Annotated in this window: 16 protein-coding genes; 12 read left to right on the forward strand and 4 right to left on the reverse strand. The window is 65.2% G+C overall.

Annotation, left to right across the window (positions count from 1 at the left end):
- The first annotated feature begins 15 nt into the window (after nt 1–15).
- The 3 genes from Q0897_RS00370 to Q0897_RS00380 are packed head-to-tail and all read left to right on the forward strand — an operon-like array spanning nt 16 to nt 2,028.
- The gene (locus Q0897_RS00370; protein ID WP_299306887.1) at nt 16–1,296 is read left to right on the forward strand and encodes a SpoIIE family protein phosphatase; all 1,281 of its coding nucleotides are present in this window, start codon (nt 16–18) and stop codon (nt 1,294–1,296) included.
- A complete protein-coding gene (locus Q0897_RS00375; RefSeq protein ID WP_299306889.1) occupies nt 1,293–1,610 on the forward strand; it encodes an STAS domain-containing protein in 318 nt (105 codons plus the stop codon). The genes Q0897_RS00370 and Q0897_RS00375 overlap by 4 nt, the downstream gene beginning before the upstream one ends.
- Complete coding sequence (locus Q0897_RS00380; RefSeq protein WP_299306890.1) at nt 1,594–2,028, forward strand: ATP-binding protein; 435 nt, start codon at nt 1,594–1,596, stop codon at nt 2,026–2,028. Before Q0897_RS00375 ends, Q0897_RS00380 begins: the two co-directional genes overlap by 17 nt.
- A gap of 22 nt (nt 2,029–2,050) precedes the next feature.
- On the opposite strand, the gene Q0897_RS00385 is transcribed toward Q0897_RS00380, so the two are convergent.
- The 3 genes from Q0897_RS00385 to Q0897_RS00395 all read right to left on the reverse strand — a co-directional run bounded on the left by Q0897_RS00385 (nt 2,051) and on the right by Q0897_RS00395 (nt 4,620).
- A complete protein-coding gene (locus tag Q0897_RS00385) occupies nt 2,051–2,920 on the reverse strand; it encodes a TorF family putative porin (protein WP_299306892.1) in 870 nt (289 codons plus the stop codon).
- A 9-nt stretch (nt 2,921–2,929) separates the two neighbouring features.
- On the reverse strand, nt 2,930–3,469 hold the full coding sequence (locus tag Q0897_RS00390; RefSeq protein WP_299306894.1) for a GAF domain-containing protein: 540 nt from the start codon (nt 3,467–3,469) through the stop codon (nt 2,930–2,932).
- A 107-nt stretch (nt 3,470–3,576) separates the two neighbouring features.
- The gene (locus Q0897_RS00395; protein ID WP_299306896.1) at nt 3,577–4,620 is read right to left on the reverse strand and encodes a response regulator; all 1,044 of its coding nucleotides are present in this window, start codon (nt 4,618–4,620) and stop codon (nt 3,577–3,579) included.
- 420 nt (nt 4,621–5,040) lie between these two features.
- On the opposite strand from Q0897_RS00395, the gene Q0897_RS00400 reads away from it, so the two are divergent.
- Genes Q0897_RS00400 through Q0897_RS00440 form a run of 9 tightly spaced genes read left to right on the forward strand, consistent with a single transcriptional unit; the run spans nt 5,041 to nt 12,374 of the window.
- A complete protein-coding gene (locus Q0897_RS00400; protein ID WP_299306897.1) occupies nt 5,041–6,381 on the forward strand; it encodes a methyl-accepting chemotaxis protein in 1,341 nt (446 codons plus the stop codon).
- 21 nt (nt 6,382–6,402) lie between these two features.
- Entirely contained in the window at nt 6,403–6,666 is a 264-nt protein-coding gene (locus tag Q0897_RS00405; protein ID WP_299306899.1) for an STAS domain-containing protein, read from the forward strand.
- The gene (locus Q0897_RS00410) at nt 6,663–8,768 is read left to right on the forward strand and encodes a chemotaxis protein CheA (protein WP_299306901.1); all 2,106 of its coding nucleotides are present in this window, start codon (nt 6,663–6,665) and stop codon (nt 8,766–8,768) included. Before Q0897_RS00405 ends, Q0897_RS00410 begins: the two co-directional genes overlap by 4 nt.
- A 2-nt stretch (nt 8,769–8,770) precedes the next feature.
- Entirely contained in the window at nt 8,771–9,646 is an 876-nt protein-coding gene (locus Q0897_RS00415) for a protein-glutamate O-methyltransferase CheR (RefSeq protein ID WP_299307547.1), read from the forward strand.
- Entirely contained in the window at nt 9,646–10,677 is a 1,032-nt protein-coding gene (cheB, locus tag Q0897_RS00420) for a chemotaxis-specific protein-glutamate methyltransferase CheB (protein ID WP_299306903.1), read from the forward strand. The genes Q0897_RS00415 and cheB overlap by 1 nt, the downstream gene beginning before the upstream one ends.
- Nucleotides 10,674–11,228, forward strand: coding sequence for a chemotaxis protein CheD (locus Q0897_RS00425; protein WP_236672058.1), 555 nt, complete (start codon nt 10,674–10,676; stop codon nt 11,226–11,228). Before cheB ends, Q0897_RS00425 begins: the two co-directional genes overlap by 4 nt.
- A 20-nt stretch (nt 11,229–11,248) precedes the next feature.
- Nucleotides 11,249–11,626 carry a response regulator gene (locus Q0897_RS00430; RefSeq protein WP_202083377.1) on the forward strand — a complete coding sequence of 126 codons (378 nt, stop codon included), beginning with the start codon at nt 11,249–11,251 and terminating at the stop codon, nt 11,624–11,626.
- Nucleotides 11,627–11,640: 14 nt separating this feature from the next.
- A complete protein-coding gene (locus Q0897_RS00435) occupies nt 11,641–12,081 on the forward strand; it encodes a chemotaxis protein CheW (protein ID WP_299306909.1) in 441 nt (146 codons plus the stop codon).
- A 56-nt stretch (nt 12,082–12,137) separates the two neighbouring features.
- Nucleotides 12,138–12,374 carry a hypothetical protein gene (locus Q0897_RS00440; protein WP_299306911.1) on the forward strand — a complete coding sequence of 79 codons (237 nt, stop codon included), beginning with the start codon at nt 12,138–12,140 and terminating at the stop codon, nt 12,372–12,374.
- 83 nt (nt 12,375–12,457) lie between these two features.
- Here Q0897_RS00440 and Q0897_RS00445 read toward each other — a convergent pair whose 3' ends face one another.
- Entirely contained in the window at nt 12,458–17,137 is a 4,680-nt protein-coding gene (locus tag Q0897_RS00445) for an NAD-glutamate dehydrogenase domain-containing protein (RefSeq protein WP_299307548.1), read from the reverse strand.
- Between the last annotated feature and the right edge of the window lie 93 nt (nt 17,138–17,230).

Consider the following 17,230-nt stretch of genomic DNA (forward strand, 5'->3'; position numbering starts at 1 on the left):
TATCATGTAGGCGAGATGGTGCAGGCGCCGAACATCCGCCCCCGCATTTTCGATGCGGATGACCCGGCGCTGACCGTCGGGTCCGATCGTCTTGGCGTGTTGATCGTGGACGATGACGACGCCGTGACGCGGTTCCTCGGCGATGCGCTGGCGGGCATGGGTTGCGAAATATCGCTGGCCCATGATTTCGACCAGGCGATCCGTCAGATGCATGTCGGCATCGACATGGTCGTGACCGACCTGCGCATGCCGGGCCGCGACGGCATGGACCTCGTGCGGGCGCTGCGCGGATCGCACGACCGGGCCCCGCTCCATGTCGTGATGATCACCGCGTGCAAGGACGAGGAAACGATCGGCCTCGCGACCGAGGCCGGGGTGGACGATTTCCTGTTCAAGCCGGTCGATCCGGTCAAGCTGATGCTCGTCCTGTCGCGCACCCGGCGGTCGGTGCGACTGCATCGCATGCTGCAACGGCGCAACACGATGCTGACGCGGACGCATGAGCGGATGCGCACGCTCTTGTGCGAACTGCGCGACGACCTCGATGCGGCGGCGGGAATGCACCGGCGTCTGCTCCCGCGGGAAGAACAACTGCCCGGATTGCGCATGACGCATGTCTATCGCCCGGCCACGATGCTGGGCGGCGATACGATCGGCGCTGTCACGGTGGGGGAGGGGCGCACGCTGTTTTTCCTCCTCGATGTGCAGGGCCATGGCGTGCGCGCCAGCCTCGCCAGCTTTCACTACCACCGCCGCCTGCAGCAGATGGCGCCCGCCGATGCGGACGCGCTGTCGCTGGCGATGCAGCGGCTGAACCGTGAAATCCTCGCCGAGAAAGAGGAGATCTACGCGACCGCCATTGCCGGCATCGTCGATGTTCCCGCCGGGGAGGGGTGGATCATCCGCGCCGGGCATCCCGAACCCCTCGTCATGCAGACGGGCGGCGGCGCGGCTGACGAAACCCGCCGGCTTGATACCGCGGCCGCCTTTCCGCTCGGCTGGTTCTCGCAGGCCGAATTTCGGGCGACGCGCTTTCCTTTTGCGGCGGGCACACGGCTCGTCATCTATTCCGACGGGCTGCTCGATTGCTGCGACGCCGCCGGAGTGCCGGATGCCCAATCGCTGGCCGCGCGGATCGACACCTGCCGCGACCGGCCCATCGCCGCCATCGGCGCCCTGGTGGAGCGGCTGCTCGCGCACAGGGACGGCGACATGCCGCTTGCCGACGATGTCTCGCTGCTTGCTATCGAGCCGGATTGCGCATCCGGCGCCCTTCACGACAGGACCGATTCTTGACCGATACGGCTATCATACATGTCGCGCATGCCCGGCTGGATGCCGCAGCAGCGCCCGATTTCCGCGCAATGCTGGACACGAAAGTGGGGCCGGAATGTACCCGCGTCCTTCTCGACCTGTCGGCGGTGGAGTTCATGGATTCCACAGGGCTCGGCGTGCTCGTATGGCTGGTGAAGCATGTGGGGGACCGGGGCGCCATCGCCATTGCCGGAACCCGCCCGGCGGTCGCCACGCTGTTCCGGCTCACCCAGTTCGATACCTTGCTGCCGATCTGCGGGAGCGAGGAGGAGGCACGCGATGCCCTCTCGCTCTGATCCGTTTATCCGCGTGCCCGCCAATCTGGAGGCGGTGCGCGACCTCGCCGCCTGGGCGCAGGGCGCGTGCAGCGATGCAGGAGTCGCCGACGATATTGCGCTCGAACTCGAACTCGCGCTTGTCGAGGCGGCGACCAATATCGTGGTTCACGCCATGCCGCGCGATGGCAACGCGGATGCGGTCGGCGAAATCACCTGCACCGCGCATTTTACCGCCGAGGCGGTGCGCTTCACGTTGAACGACGATGGCGCCGCCGCGCCGGCGGGCACGTTCACGACCGCGACGAAGCCCGCCAACCCGCTCGCCGAAACGGGGCGCGGCATGACGATCCTGCAATTGTGCATCGACGAGCTCGAATATTCCCGCGCGAACGGGCGCAACCGGCTGGAGTTGTGCCGGCGCCTGCCCGCGCGATAATGCCAAATCCGATAGTCCGGCATCAAAACCGGATATTGGCGCCCGCCGTGATACGCGCGCCATAATCGGCGCTGGCCGCGGGGACGCGTATATCCTCGCTCCGAATATCCGTGTCGCTGTAGCGGAGCGTGAAGGATAGCGGCGCCAGATTATATTCGCCGCCGATCGCCCAGTCGTTATAGGCCCCGCCGGGGCGCAGACGTTCCGCGCGGGCGGGGTCGTCGACGGAACCGCTCGACCGCCCGACATGGGCGTTGAGCGCCAGCGGGGAGCCCCAGAAACCGAAACGCCCCTCCAGCCGGCGGTAGAAATTGCTGCCGCCGATCGCGTCCTGCGGCGGGGCGTAGCTCGCCAGGAGGGTGAGCGAGGCCGGGCCCAGCGCGCCGCCGATGCCGGCCTGCGCCTCGGCATAATCCTGCTCCCCGTCGCCGCCGGGAAAGACATGGCCGATCGCCATTGCGTAGTAATTGGCAAGGCCGATCCGGCCGCCATAGCTTGCGTTGAGATCGACGCCGATCTCGGCCCCGCCATGCCGCTTCGAACCGCGCAGCGTGGTGGCCTCCGCGCCGACGGCAATATTCGTGGTCACGGGCAGGCTGCCGAAAACATGCGCGGCGGTCCGTCCCTCGCTCCAGCTCAGCCCCCGGACGCGTTCATCGGTCGTCACGCCGGCTTCGATCGTGGGTCCGGTCTGTGCGTGCGCTGCGGGCGACACCGAAACCGCAGCGCCCACGGCAAGGAGGATGCACGATGTGCTGGAAAGAAATCGGGTCGGGTCTGAAGAAATCGGTCGTCTCCCACAAAGGCGTTCGAACAAGGCCGCGCGCTTAACGCAATGGGCTTGCTGCAATGTGTATGAAACGAAATTTCCATCCCTGGCGCGGGCGACCACGCGCCGCGCCTATGAGTGTGGGCGAGACGGTGTGGACGGCGCAGGGGGCAGTGGAAGCGGCACGCGATATTTGCCGAATTCGACCGCGGCCGTGACCGCGCGCGATCCGCTGCGCAGCCAACGCCACTGGCTTTCGGGAAGCGGCGCGCGGCATGTCCTGTCGATGACGCATAGCGCGCCGATACGCGCTCCATACCGGCTCACGATGGGAACGCCGGCAAAATAGCGCACGTGCAAACGACCGGTGACGAGCGGATTGTTCGCAAAACGCGGATCCTGTGCGGCATTCAACACCTCCAGCCTGCGCGGCTCACGGATGGTATGGGCGCAGAATGCGTATTCGCGGCGGCTCTGGCACAGATGCAGGCCGTGCCGCGCCTTGAACCATTGCCGCGTTCTATCGATGAGGCTGATGACCGCGATGGGGCACCCGGTCACGCCCGCCGCCTCATCGACGATTCCATCAAGATAGGGGTCGGGATCGGTATCGAGAACGTCGAGACGATACAGCTGCGACAGTCGGTCCGATTCGAGAAAACGTCGCGGCATTCATGGCCCTCGCGATTCGATGCCGCGCATGGCGCTGCCGGCACTTCGACCATCAAGGGCGGACGTCGTCACCGCCCCCACGAAAATTGCCGGCGTCGTCGATCGTGTCAGGCCGCCTTGGCCTTCTCCTTCGTCTTCGCGAGGATCCAGTTGCCCACCTCAGCAGCCGTGACCGCTTCGGCCGCGACGCCGAGTTCGTCGAGCGCGGGCTTGCGGCTCTCGCCGCCGGTTTCCACGCAATCCTGCACGAACACGTCGGCACCGCTCTTCGAAAGCGCCTGAAGCCCGCGGGCGCCATCCTTGCTGGTGCCCGAAAGCAGGCCCGCCAGAACCGGTGTGCCCGCCCGTGCGAAGCTTGCGAAAAGCATGTCCGCAGAGGGCCGCGCCCCGCCGATCGGCTCCTTCTCGACCAGCTTCAGCAGCGGGGCGAAATCGTTTTCGAACACGACATGCTTGTGCTTTGCATAGACGAGATAGACCGTGCCGGGCACCATCATGGTTTCATCGCCCGCCGTTTCGATCTTGCACGCGACGCTCGGCCGGAGGGGGTCGATCATGCGGTCGATAAAGGATTCGTCCGCATCGATGAGGACCACGGTTTCCGGACAATTGGCAGGGTAGCCCGCGATCGTTTCGCGAATGACCTCGATACTTTCCGTCGCGCCGGCAAGAACGACGATGCGCCCGTCCGGCCGGTAATCGGCGAGCGAGACGGAGGCCCCGCCCTGCGGTGCCTCGCGATTTTTAAGGTCGGTATTGGCCGCTTCGTTCACGATCGCGCCGAGCTTGGCGACGGTTGCATTGAACTGTTCCGGGGTGGTGTGAAGCGGTTTGGGAAAACAGCCCACCGCGCCGAGCTCCAGCGCCTTTTGCGCGGTGCCCGTGCCATCCTGCGTCACGCTGGACAGCATGATGACCGGAATAGGGTCGTTTTCCATCAGCTCGGCCAGGAATTCCATCCCGCTCATGCCGGGCATTTCGACATCGAGGGTGAGAACATTGGGCTTCAGGGTGGGAATGAGCTTGCGCGCTTCCTCCGCGCTGCGCGCATCGCCGACGACTTCCACGCCTTTCGCCTGTTCGAGAATGTCGCGAAACAATGCGCGCATCGCGGTGGAATCATCGACGATCAAAACGCGGGCCGTACTCATGGCGCTAATCCTTTGCATGGTCTGGACGGAACGGCCGTTTCGAACGGCTGTCCTTTCGTCATCCTATGCCGCGCGTACTCCCAAACCTCGCCTTACCCCGCCCTAGGGAATGGACCTTAACCGGACATAGCGACTCCGTCAGCACCAGGGCGCCTAAGAAGCGGGCAGGGAGACAGAAGCGGTCGCGTCGATGCTATGGATTTGTCCGTAGGACATACGACACGCGATCGGTCCACTTTCGGATGTAGTTTACCGGCAATGGTGAGGGATTCGCCGTCGCTACATTCGATAATTATGAAAGTTACTGACATGCTTGACTGGTTTGAGAAATCAGCTCCCATTCGCAAGAAATTCGATACGCTTATCACGGTATTCGCGTCTCTCTCGATTATTGAAATTGCCGTTGTCTTTCTGGGGCGGATGGACGTGATCGGGGCCACCTTCGAAGAGGGCGTGATCATATCGAGCGCGCTTCTCACCATGACGACCATTTATCTGGCGAAACGGCGCGTGTGCGATCCCTATGTCGATACGGTGGAACGTATGGAGGGTCTCGCGGCGGGCGATACCCAGTCGCGCATCGGTTACGAAGACTATACCGATTGCGTCGGACGCATGAACAAGGCGATGACCACGTTCCGCGACAACGCGGAAGAGGTCCGCCGGGCGCAGAAAAGCTCCGAGCAGGTCGTTCAGGATTTCTCCACCGCTCTCAACCGCCTCGCCGACGGCGATCTTACCGTGCGCATCGAGCAGACGGGTCAAAGCGAATATGCCGCCTTGCACGACGCGTTCAACCGCTCCGTCTCCGGCCTGTCCGACATGATTCAGCAGGTGCATGCCTCGGCCAGCGGGGTAAACACCGGCGCCAATGAAATCCGCGCCGCGTCCGACGATCTGGCGATCCGCAACGAACAGCAGGCCGCGAGCCTGGAGGAAACCGCCGCCGCGATGAGCCAGGTGACCGACCTGGTCAAGAAGGCCGCCGAAAATGCCGCCGATGCGCAGACCGCCATGTCGCAAACGCATCAGCAGGCCACCAATGGCGGCGAAGTGGTCGAGAAGGCCGTGTCCGCGATGGCCGCGATCGAAAAATCCGCCAACGAAATCACGCAGATCATCGACGTCATCGACGGCATCGCGTTTCAGACCAATCTGCTTGCGCTCAACGCAGGGGTCGAAGCGGCCCGGGCGGGCGACGCGGGCAAGGGCTTTGCCGTGGTCGCCAACGAGGTCCGCGCTCTTGCGCAGCGCAGCGCCGATGCCGCGCGCGACATCAAGGAGCTGATCAACGCCAGTTCCAAGCAGGTCGGCGCCGGCGTGCAACTGGTCGGCGAAACCGGCGGGCTGCTCTCGCAGATCGTCAGCGGGGTCGACGACGTCCACACGCAGGTCAACAATATCGCGCAGATGGCCGCATCGCAGGCCTCGCGCCTCGAACAGGTTAATGGTTCGGTGGCCGACATGGATCGCATGACACAGCAGAACGCCGCCATGGTCGAGCAGTCGACCGCAGCGGCCCGCAGCCTTGCCGAAGAGGCGAACGAGCTGGGCGAGCTGGTCAAGCAATTCCGCACCGGCGCCGCCAAGCCGGGTGCGACGCGCGCAAAGACCGCTGCGAAGCGGGTGCCGTCCGCCGCCAACGCCGTGCCCGCGATCAAGCGGGTCGCCACCGCCGCACCGGCCCGCGCCGTCCCCCGTGTCGAGGGCAACCTGGCCGTTGCGGAATCCTATGACGATCAGGACTGGAGCGAGTTCTAACTCGCGAGGAAGGAAAAGCAGATGTCAGTGATTGAATTGCCAGCCTTGTGCGACCGGGATGCGGCCATCGCGATATGTCCCGAACTGCGCGAAGCGGTGGGTGAGCAGCCCGTCCGCGTCGACGCATCCGCGGTCGAGCGCATCGGCGTCGCAATGCTCCAGTTGCTGGTGTCTGCCGCGCATACGGCAGGGGGGGTCGCCGTCGTCGACCCGTCCGACCAGTTTGAAGAGGCGCTGCGCATTGCGGGCCTCGCATCGAAATTCAATCGCGGGGAAACAGCGTGAACAGCGAAGACATTCAGAACATCTTCTTCGTCGAGTGCGAGGAATCGCTCGAAGCGGCCGAAGCTGGGCTGGAGGCGTGCCGGAACGGAACGCACGATGGCGAAACCATCAATGCCATCTTTCGCGCGGTGCATTCGATCAAGGGTGGGGCGGGTGCGTTCGGATATGGCCCGCTTCAGGCGTTCACCCATGTCTTCGAAACCCTGCTTGCCGATGTTCGCGAGGGCACGGTTGCGATCACCGACGATCTGACGGGGCTCCTGCTGCTGTCGCTCGATTGCGTGCGCGATCACGTTGAGGCTGCGCGCTTTGGCGGAACTGCGCCGGACGATGCGGCCTTGATGGCGCAGTTGAACGAGGCGCACGAGAAGGCAGGCACCGCCGACGCGCCGGATAGCAGCGCCGGTGGGGAAGCGGCACCGGCGGCTGTCCCGGCAGACGACGATCTCGATGCGATGCTCGACGATCTGCTCGGCCCGGCAACGCCTGCCGCGCCGAAGGAACCGTGGCTGTTCCACATGCGGCCGCACGGCGGCTCCATGAACAATGGCAGCGAACCGCTTTACTGGCTGCGCGAATTGCAGGAAATGGGTGGCGAATGCGTTGCATGCGACAGCGCGAACGTCCCGCCGCTCGACGATTTCGACGTGCAGCATGGTTATCTGGGCTGGAGCTTCGCGATGCCGGCTTCGGTAAGCCGGGAGCAGGTGAGCGAAATCTTCGACTTCGTCGGCGACGATTGCGCGCTCGCGTTCGGGGCGGAGGAAGGCATTCCCCCGATGCATCCCGACGCCGTCGAGCAGGCCGCGACGGCAAGCGTCGAAACCGCGGCCGGTCCGGTGCCGGCGCAAGGCGACGATGCTGGCAAAGAAGCAAAGGACGCGCGCCCCGACGCCGCACAGGCCGCCTCCCGTTCGCCCAAACCGCAATCGATCCGCGTCGATCTCGCAAAGCTGGACAAGATGAACGACGGGGTGGGCGAGCTGGTCATCGCGCAGGCCATGCTGGCGCAGCGGCTTGCCGATGAAAACCTGATGCATATCGAGGAACTGGCCGTGCTCGACGCGCTCGTCCGCGATGTGCAGGAACATGCGATGGCCTTCCGCGCACAGCCGATCAGCGCGGTCTTCAGCCGCGTGCCCCGCCTGCTGCGCGAACTCGCGTCGAGCACGGGAAAACATGTCAACCTGGAGGTGACGGGCGAAACGACCGAGCTCGACAAGACGGTCGTCGACAGGTTGAGCGAGCCGCTCACCCATCTCATCCGCAACGCCGTCGACCACGGCATCGAATCCACCGAACGGCGCAAGGCCGCGGGCAAGGATCCCGAAGGCACGCTGACTCTCTCGGCCGAACAGAAATCGGGCCGGGTCGTCATCCGCATCGCCGACGACGGCGCCGGAATCGACCGCGAACGCGTCTTTGCAAAGGCGGTCGCCAATGGCCTGATCTCGCCCGATGCGGATCTGCCTGACGAGGAAATCGACCACCTGATCTTCGCGCCCGGCTTCTCCACGGCGGAGCAGGTATCGAATATTTCGGGTCGCGGCGTGGGCATGGATGTCGTGCGCCAGAATGTGAAGGAACTGGGCGGGCGCATCACGATCGAATCCTGCCCCGGCAAGGGGACGACCTTCGTGCTCGCCCTGCCGCTGACGCTGGCGATTTCGGACGGCATGGTGGTGCAGGTCGGCGGGCAGTCGCTGGTCCTGCCGCTCGCGCATGTGGTCGAAAGCCTGCGCCCGCTCGCCTCCGACCTCAAGGGCATGGGCACGAGCCGGCAGCTCATCAACATTCGCGGCAATTTCGTGCCGATCGTCCGGCTCGACCATCTGGCGGGTGAGGAACTCGCCATCGACGATCCGTGCAAGGGCGTACTGGTCATCGTGGATACGGAACGGTGCGGACAGGCGGCGCTGCTCGTCGATTCCATCACCGATCAGCGTCAGTTCGTGATCAAGAATCTCGACACCCATTTCCGCGCCGTCGAAAGCGTGGCGGGTGCGACGATCCTGGGCAACGGGCGGGTCGCGCTGATCATCGATGTCGACAATCTGGTGCAGAGCGAAAACGCCCATCCCACCCTTCAGGCGGCTGCGTGACGATGGGCGTTCCCGCCGCCGTGGCCGATACCCGCTCGCTCGTGCCCGGTGTCAGCCCGCAAATCTACTCGTCCGCCGATTTCGAGGCGATCGCCCGGCTGCTGCGCGACGAGGCCGGGATCGTGCTGTCCGACAACAAGAAGATGCTGGCCTATTCGCGGATCGCGCCGCTGCTTCGCGAAACGCATTGCGAAACGTTCGACGCCTATCTGCGCAAGATCGGCGAGGATGCCGCCCTGCGCACGCGCACGGTCGCCGCGCTCACGACGAACCACACCTATTTCAACCGCGAATCGCATCATTACGAGCATTTTGCCAAGGTCGTGCGCCCGCACCTCCTTCAGCTGGCGGAGGCGCGGCAGCCGGTACGCCTGTGGTCCGCGGCCTGTTCCAGCGGGGAGGAAATCTGGACGCTGATGATGGTCCTTCTGGGGGAGGACAAGGCGGCGGGCCGGCACATCGCGGACCGCGACATCGTGGCGCTCGCCACCGATCTCGCCGATCATGCCCTCAAAGCGGCGGCAGAGGCGCGCTACGAAAGCAAGGCGATGGAGGCGGTTCCCGAAGCCCTTCGCCGGAACTGGTGCACGAACGGGGGCAAGGAAACGCAGGTCGACGCCGCGTTACGGAACATGGTCCGGTTTCGCCGGCTCAACCTGTTGCGGGCCTGGCCGTTCAAGACGCTGTTCGACGTGATATTCTGTCGCAACGTCATGATCTATTTCGATCAGCCGACGAAGGAACAGCTCGTTCTGCGCCTCGCGCAGCAACTGCAACCGGGGGCCTATCTCTATATCGGTCATTCGGAACGCGTGTCGGGAGAGGCCGCCGACATGCTCGAACTGGTGGGGCCGACCGTCTACCGGCGCCGTGACTGATGACGATTCGCATCCTCATTGTCGAGAATTCCACCGTCGTGCAACGGCGGCTGGCCGCGCGCCTGTCGCCGCATGACGATCTCGAAATCGTGGATTACGCCCGCGATGCGAAGGAGGGGCGCGCCATGATCAAGGCGCTCGACCCCGATGTCGTCGTGATGGATACAAAGCTTCCGGGTCTCGACGGGCTGGCCTTTCTCGAAAAGATCATGACGCTGCGCCCGACGCCAGTCGTGATGGTCGCCGACATGGCCACGCCGGGCAATCCGGCCGCGGCCCGCGCCAGACAGCTGGGTGCGGTGGGGTGTTGCGCGCGCGACATGGCGCCGCTCGGGCCGTTCGACGGGCGCGATGATCCGCTCGTGTCCCTGGTGCGTCAGGCGGCGCGAACCGGGCGGGCTGGTCTGGCGGCATCGGCGCGGGCCGCGCCGGTCCGCACGCGGCCGCCCGGCTTGCCCGAATTGATCGCGATTGGATCGTCGACCGGCGGGGTGGAGGCGTTGCGGGAGCTGCTGGTCGATTTTCCGCGCATGTGCCCGCCCACCGTCATCGTGCAGCATGTCAAGGCGCGCTTTGCCGGCGACATCGTCGATGCGCTCGATGCGCTCGCGCCGCCGCGGGTCGTGCTTGCGCAGACCGATACCGTGCTGAAACCGGGGCATGTCTATCTCGCGCCGGGCAATGACCGGCACCTGCGCATTTCCGCGACACAGCGCGGCATCATCAGCCTGCTGCGCCCCGGTCCGCCCGTATCGGGCCACCGGCCGAGCGTTGACGTGATGTTCGCATCCGTCGCGCAGAACATGGGCGCGCGCGCGATCGGTGTTCTCCTGACCGGCATGGGGCAGGATGGGGCAAAAGGCCTGTACCAGATGGCGCAGGCCGGCGCCTGGACCGTGGCGCAGGACGAGGAAAGCTGCGTCGTGTTCGGCATGCCGAAGGCGGCGATCGAGATGGGTGGGGCGTGCGCGGTAAGGCCGCTGACCCGGATCGCCGAGCATATTTTTACAAGCGAAGGAGCTTGCCTGTGAAACACGCCGCTATTCCGGAGGTCGCCGAACGGGTCCGCGTCACCATCCTGCAGGGCGAAGCCAAGGCCAGTGACGATCCGAACGTGGAATTCAGTACGGTTCTGGGAAGCTGCGTGGCGACATGCATGTTCGATCCCGTCGCGCGAATCGGGGGCATGAATCACTTCCTCCTCGCCGAACCGCCATCCTATGCCGACCGGACGACCTTCGACGATCACTATGGGCTCTTCCTCATGGAATTGCTGGTGAACGAAATGTTCAGCCTCGGCGCGGTCAAGGCGCGGATGAAGGCGCGTCTGTATGGCGGCGCCAATCTGCGCGAGGGGATGGCCGCGATCGGGTCGGTCAACGCCGCCTTTGCGCGCAAATTCCTCAGGGATGAGGGAATCGAGATGGTTCACGAGGACATGGAAGGGCGCAATGCGCGCCGCGTCCATTTCCTTCCCGCCAGCGGACAGGTGCGTTGCCGCACCACGGTAAACACCGCGGCACCTACGCAACAACCACTAGCGCCCCGGAAAGCCGGCAGTGGCGATGTGACATTATTTTGAGGGGCGAGGGAGCACACGCCATGAAGCAAGCGACACGAATACTGACCGTGGATGACAGTCCGAGCATGCGAGCCCTGCTCCGCAATGCGCTGACCACCAATGGTTTCGAGGTGGAACAGGCCGAAGACGGACAGGAGGCGCTCGACTGGCTTGCTTCCAACGAGGTCGATGTGGTGCTGACCGATATCAACATGCCGCGCCTCGACGGGTTCGGGCTGATCGAAAGGCTGCGCAGCAGCGCGCGCCATTCGAACCGCCCCATCCTGGTGCTGAGCACGGAAAGCTCGGACGAGAAGAAGCGCCGGGCCCGCGATGCCGGGGCGACCGGCTGGATCGTGAAACCTTTCGATGCGGAAAAACTGACCAATGCGGTCAGGCGCGTGACCCATTCGGCCTGAACGAGGACCAGACAATGACTTATGAACTCATAACTTTTCAGGTCTCCGGACAGCTGTTCGGGATCGACATCATGGCGGTGCGCGAAATCCGGGCCTGGTCGCCCGTGACCCGGCTTCCCCACGTGCCGAAATACGTGGCCGGCGTGGTCAACCTGCGCGGTGCGGTGTTGCCCGTGCTCGACCTTTCGGTGCGGCTCGGCTGGGACGCGATGGAGGCGACGCCGCGCAATCCGATCATCGTGGCCGAACACGAAGGGCAGTCGCGCGGTCTCATCGTGCATGGGGTGAACGATATCGTCTCGATCGACGAGGATACCATACAGCAGCCCGACGCCGCCGCGCAGGACGGCATCTCCCACTTCCTGAAGGGGGTCGCCCCGATGGAGGAGGACATGGTCATGGTGCTCGACCTGCAGAAGCTGATGATGGACGAAGAAATGGACATCGCGGCATGATCCAAGCCCGTTTAACACGGCCGTTGGTGACAGGCGTGGTCGAGGCTTTGAACGTGATGTCACGCGACATAGAGGCGCTCGGCGCGTCGCTGTGCGCCGATGCGGAGATTGCCGCCCGCCATGCCCACAGCCTGCAGGATGTGGACCGCATCGCGCAGGTCGCACGGCAGCTCGCCACCGTGCTCGACGCCGAACATCCCGCCGATGCGGTGGAACACGTCGGCATCGACGCGCTGCGCCATCAGTTGCAGGAAGCGGCGGAGATGGAGCCGGTTCGCGTCGCCTGCCAGTAAAGAACCCGTCCGGACAACAATCGGGGCCGTGCCTTTCACCCAAGGCACGGCCCCTTTCGTTTCAGGGCTTAACGCGTCAGCCCTTAGCGCGAGAGCAGGTTCCGCGCCTGGCTCGCGATCTGCGCCAGCATGGCGGGCGTCACCGGCGTGCTGGCCTGCGCACGGCCGACCATCGCGCGGAACTGCCGAATCGCGCTTTCATGCTCGACCGCCCATTGCTGCACGGCGTCGCCCGGCGCGCGCTGCGCTGCTTCGCCGCGGGCGAGGGCGCGCAGGAAATCGAGGCGCATCTGTTGAAAGTCGCGGGCGAGCCCCGCCACCAGCAGCCGTTCCCACGGGTCGGACGGGTTCATGATCGCCGCGGTCCCCTGTGCCCAGTCCAGCCGCAGTCGTGCGCCCAGATCGGTGAACGAATGCGTCACGCGGCGCGGATCCATGCCCACGGCGGCGGCGAGATCGGCAATGCCGACCGCCCCGTCGAGGTCGAAGACATGCGATACGATCCGGGCATATTCGTCGGGAGCGCCCGCCGCGGCGAAACTCTCGCGCAGTTTCACCGAATGATCGCGCGCCTCGCTGCCCAGCAATTCGTCGGTATCGCTCGAAATCGCGGCGACCGGCTCCCGCAGCCGGGCGTAGAGTTGCGACGGTTCGATCCGGCCCCCGCCAATACGAAGCAGATCGGCCATGTGGCTGCGGATGCCCAGCGCGAGCCGGTCATGCATCAAGAGCCGCGCATCTTCCGACATGTCTGCATGTTCGAGCCGGTCCCATACCGGCGAAAGGTCGAACAGCCATTCGGCCATGACGAAGGCCGCCACGACCTGCGACAATTCGGCGCCTTCCTCCTCGGCCAGTTCGAACGGGTGCACGAGACCGAGCCGGTTGACGACGCGATTGGCGAGTTTCGTCGCGATGATTTCGCGGCGCAGCCGGTGCCCTTCGATGAATTCGCGGTATTTTTCCCGCATCGGCGTGGGAAACGCGGACAGCAGCAGGTCGACCAGCGCAGGATCGTCGGGCAGGGTGCTGTTCTCGACCGCGTCCTGCAATACCAGCTTGGAACTCGACAGCAGCACGGCCAGCTCCGGACGGGTCAGGCCCATTCCCTCGCTCGCCCGGCGGGCCAGCGTCTCCGATTCGGCAAGTCCCTCGGTCCTGCGGTCGAGATCGCCGCTATCCTCGAGCATCTCGATCAGCCGCATGTGGGACGCCGCGCTCTGCGCGCCGCCGCGCGACGCGACGGACAGGGCGAGAGCCTGCAGGCGATTGTCCTCGAGCACGAGCTGGGCGACCTCGTCGGTCATGTCCTCAAGAAGCCGGTTGCGCTCCTCCTCCGACAACTCCCCCGCGCGGCGGGCGGCGGCCAGCGCGATCTTGATATTCACCTCGTTGTCGGAACAGTCGACGCCCGCCGAATTGTCGATGAAATCGGTATTGATCCGCCCACCGTTCAGCGCGAATTCGATACGCCCGGCCTGCGTGATGCCGAGGTTCGCCCCTTCGCCGATGACCTTCACGCGCAGGTTTTCGCCATCCACGCGCAGTGCATCGTTGACCGTGTCGCCGACCTGGACGTTGTTTTCCTTCGACGATTTGACATAAGTCCCGATGCCCCCGAACCAGAGCAGATCGGCCGGCGCGCGCAAAATCGCCGAAATCAAGGCTTCGGGTTCGATCTCCTCGGCCTCGATGCCGAGCGCGGCGCGCGCTTCGGGGGACAGCGGCACGCGCTTCATCGTGCGGGCGAATACGCCGCCGCCCTCCGAGATCAGCGCCTTGTCATAATCGTCCCAGCTCGAATGGGGGAGCGCGAAGAGGCGATTGCGCTCGTCCCAGCTTTGCGCCGGATCGGGGTCGGGATCGATGAAGATGTGGCGGTGGTCGAACGCGGCGACCAGCTTGATCGCTTTGGACAGGAGCATGCCATTGCCGAACACGTCGCCCGACATGTCGCCGCAGCCGACCACGCGGACCGTATCGCTCTGTACGTCGATACCCATTTCGCGGAAATGCCGCTGCACCGAAATCCATGCGCCACGCGCGGTGATGCCCATCGCCTTGTGGTCGTACCCGTTGGACCCGCCGCTCGCGAAGGCATCGTCGAGCCAGAAATCCCGGCTTTCCGCGATGCCATTGGCCACGTCGGAGAAGCGCGCCGTGCCCTTGTCCGCGGCGACCACGAAATAGGGATCCTCGCCGTCGTGGATGACGACGTCCTGCGGATGCACCACCGTGTCATCGACGATATTGTCGGTGATAGACAGAAGCGTGCGGATGAACACCTCGTAACTGGCCTGGCCTTCTGCGGCCCAGGCGGCGCGGTCGCGGGCGGGATCGGGCAATTGCTTGGGATAGAAACCGCCCTTCGCACCTGTCGGCACGATCACGGCGTTCTTCACCCGCTGCGCCTTCATCAGGCCGAGCACCTCGGTCCGGAAATCGTCGCGCCGGTCGGACCAGCGCAATCCGCCGCGCGCGATCGGCCCGGCGCGCAGGTGAATGCCCTCCACCCGGCGGGAATAGACGAAGATTTCGCGCCATGGCACCGGCTTGGGAAGGCCGGGCACGAGGCTGGAATCGAGCTTGAACGCCAGCGCTTCCTTCGCCGCCGGGGCGAACGCATTGGTGCGCAGGATCGCCTCGATCACCGAAAGATAGCGGCGCAGCAGCCGGTCGTCATTGATCGCCATCACGTTGACAAGCGCGACCCGGATGGTTTCGCGCGCCTCGTCGGCGGCGGCGTCGCGGTTCCCGGCAAAGGCGGGATCGTGGCGCGCGCGGAAAAGGTCGATCAGCGCGCGGGCAATGTCGGGCGAATGGCCGAGCGCGTCGACCACGGTATAGATGGTGAAGCTGGCGCCCGCCTGCCGCAAATAGCGATAGAAGGCGCGCATCCACTCGGCCTCTTCGGCCTGCAGCGCGGCGGACACGACCAGCCCGTTGAACACGTCGTTTTCCGCCGCGTGGTTAAGCACCGCGGTGATGGCGCCCTCGATCATGTCGGCGCGGTTCAGCAGCGGCGCGGCATCGTCGCCCGATGGCAGGGCGAGCGTGAAATCGTGGATCGTGCCGAGCTTCCCTTCCTCCAGCATGGTCGGTACCTCGCCGAGCACGCGGAAGCCGAAATTCTCCAGCGCCGGCACCGCGTCGGACAGCGGCAGATTGCCTTCATGCTGATAGATTTTGAGGCGCAGCCGTTCGGGCGCATCGGTATCGAGCCTGTACAGCCGCGCATCGCGCGTCGCGGTGCCGCCCGAAATCACCTCCAGCTCGCCCGCGGCGAGCCGGCGGATGCGGCGAATGTCGAGCGCGGCCTCCGCTGCGCCATATTCGGCGCGGTAGCCATTGGGGAACGCATCGGCAAAGCGCGCGGCAATCGCGGCGGCGCGGCCCGGTTCCTCGTCCTTGGCAAGCTCTGCCTCCACCGCGTCGGGCCAGCCGCGCAGCATCGCCTGAAGCTTGTCGTCGAGCGCGGTTTCATCGGGCACCGTCTGTGCGTCGCGAATGTCGAGGACGAAGCGCATCATCGCGAGCACGCCGCCTTCGACCTGCAGGCTCCAGTCGAGGATTTCGGCCCCCGTCGCCTCGCTCAACAGGGTCTGGATCCGCTGGCGCGCGCTTGTCGAGATCATGTCGCGCGGCAACCAGACAAACGCGAACAGATGGCGCGCAAGCGGCGCCTCCACCAAGGTCAGTTTCGGACGCGGCCGGTCGGTCAGGCTCGTCATGGTGGTCGCGACGCGCTCGATGTCGCTGTCCGAAAATCCGATGACGAGATCGTGCGGCAGTTTGGTGAGCGCGTTGAGCAGCGATTTGCCCGTGTGTCCGCCGGGGTCGAAGCCCAGCTTGTCCATGAGCTTGGCAAGTTGCCGGCGCATGCGGGGCACGCGGTCGGGCGGGGTGTTCATCGCCGCGCTGGTCCAGATACCGGCGTGGATCGACAGGGCGGCAACCACGCCATCCTCCATCACCGGCACGATGAAGAGGTCGAGCGGAACCCGCCGATGGACGAGCGAAATCCGGTTCGCCTTCACCACGAGCGGCGCCCGCCCGCGCCCGCCGTGCGTTTCCCGATCGAACCAGTCGAACGCCGCGTCATAGGACGCATCGGCGAGAATCTGCCGCGTGCTGCGGCGGCAGATGCCCATCGTCTGCGCCTCGGTCCCGTCGCGGCGGCGGGTAATATGGCCAAGATGCGTCATCATCCCGTCGTTCAGCCAGCGCAGGAGGGCGGCGCCTTCCTCGTCCGCGATGCTGTCCGCATCCTCGGACAGCAAGGCGCGCATCTCGGCCCAGTCGTTCACGGCGGCGCGCACGTCGCCCACCGTGACCGCAACGGCCTGTTCGAGTGCGCGGCGCTGCTTCGCATCCACGCGCGAGGTTTCGATGTAGATCATCGATTCGCTCGCGGTATCGGGCGCCGCATCCTCCGCAGGGCCGGCGCCGACCTCGTGCAACATGCCGTCGCCGTCGCGCCGCACCGGCACGACCGGATGGATGAGCCGGTCGATGACAAGCCCCTGCTCCGCAATGGCCAGCGCCAGCGAATCGACGAGGAACGGCATGTCGTCATTGATGATCGCGATGCGGATGAAACGGCGTCCCTCGCTCGCCGAGGCCAGCCCGATCGCCGGACCGTCCTTGCGGCACGCCGCCGTCTCCAGCAGGAATTGCGCCACGTCGGACAGCTCGTCATCGGACAGCGGCGTATCGCCGGAGAGCAGCGATTGCCGGATATGGGTCGTGATCGCCGCGATCATGACGGGATCCGCCGGTGCGTGCGTCCCGTCCGCGCGGTTGTCCGCGCCATGGTCGATGCCGCCGGTTTCATCCTGATCATTCGAACCCATTAT

The organism is uncultured Croceicoccus sp. (assembly GCF_947496385.1).
GTDB lineage: Bacteria > Pseudomonadota > Alphaproteobacteria > Sphingomonadales > Sphingomonadaceae > Croceicoccus.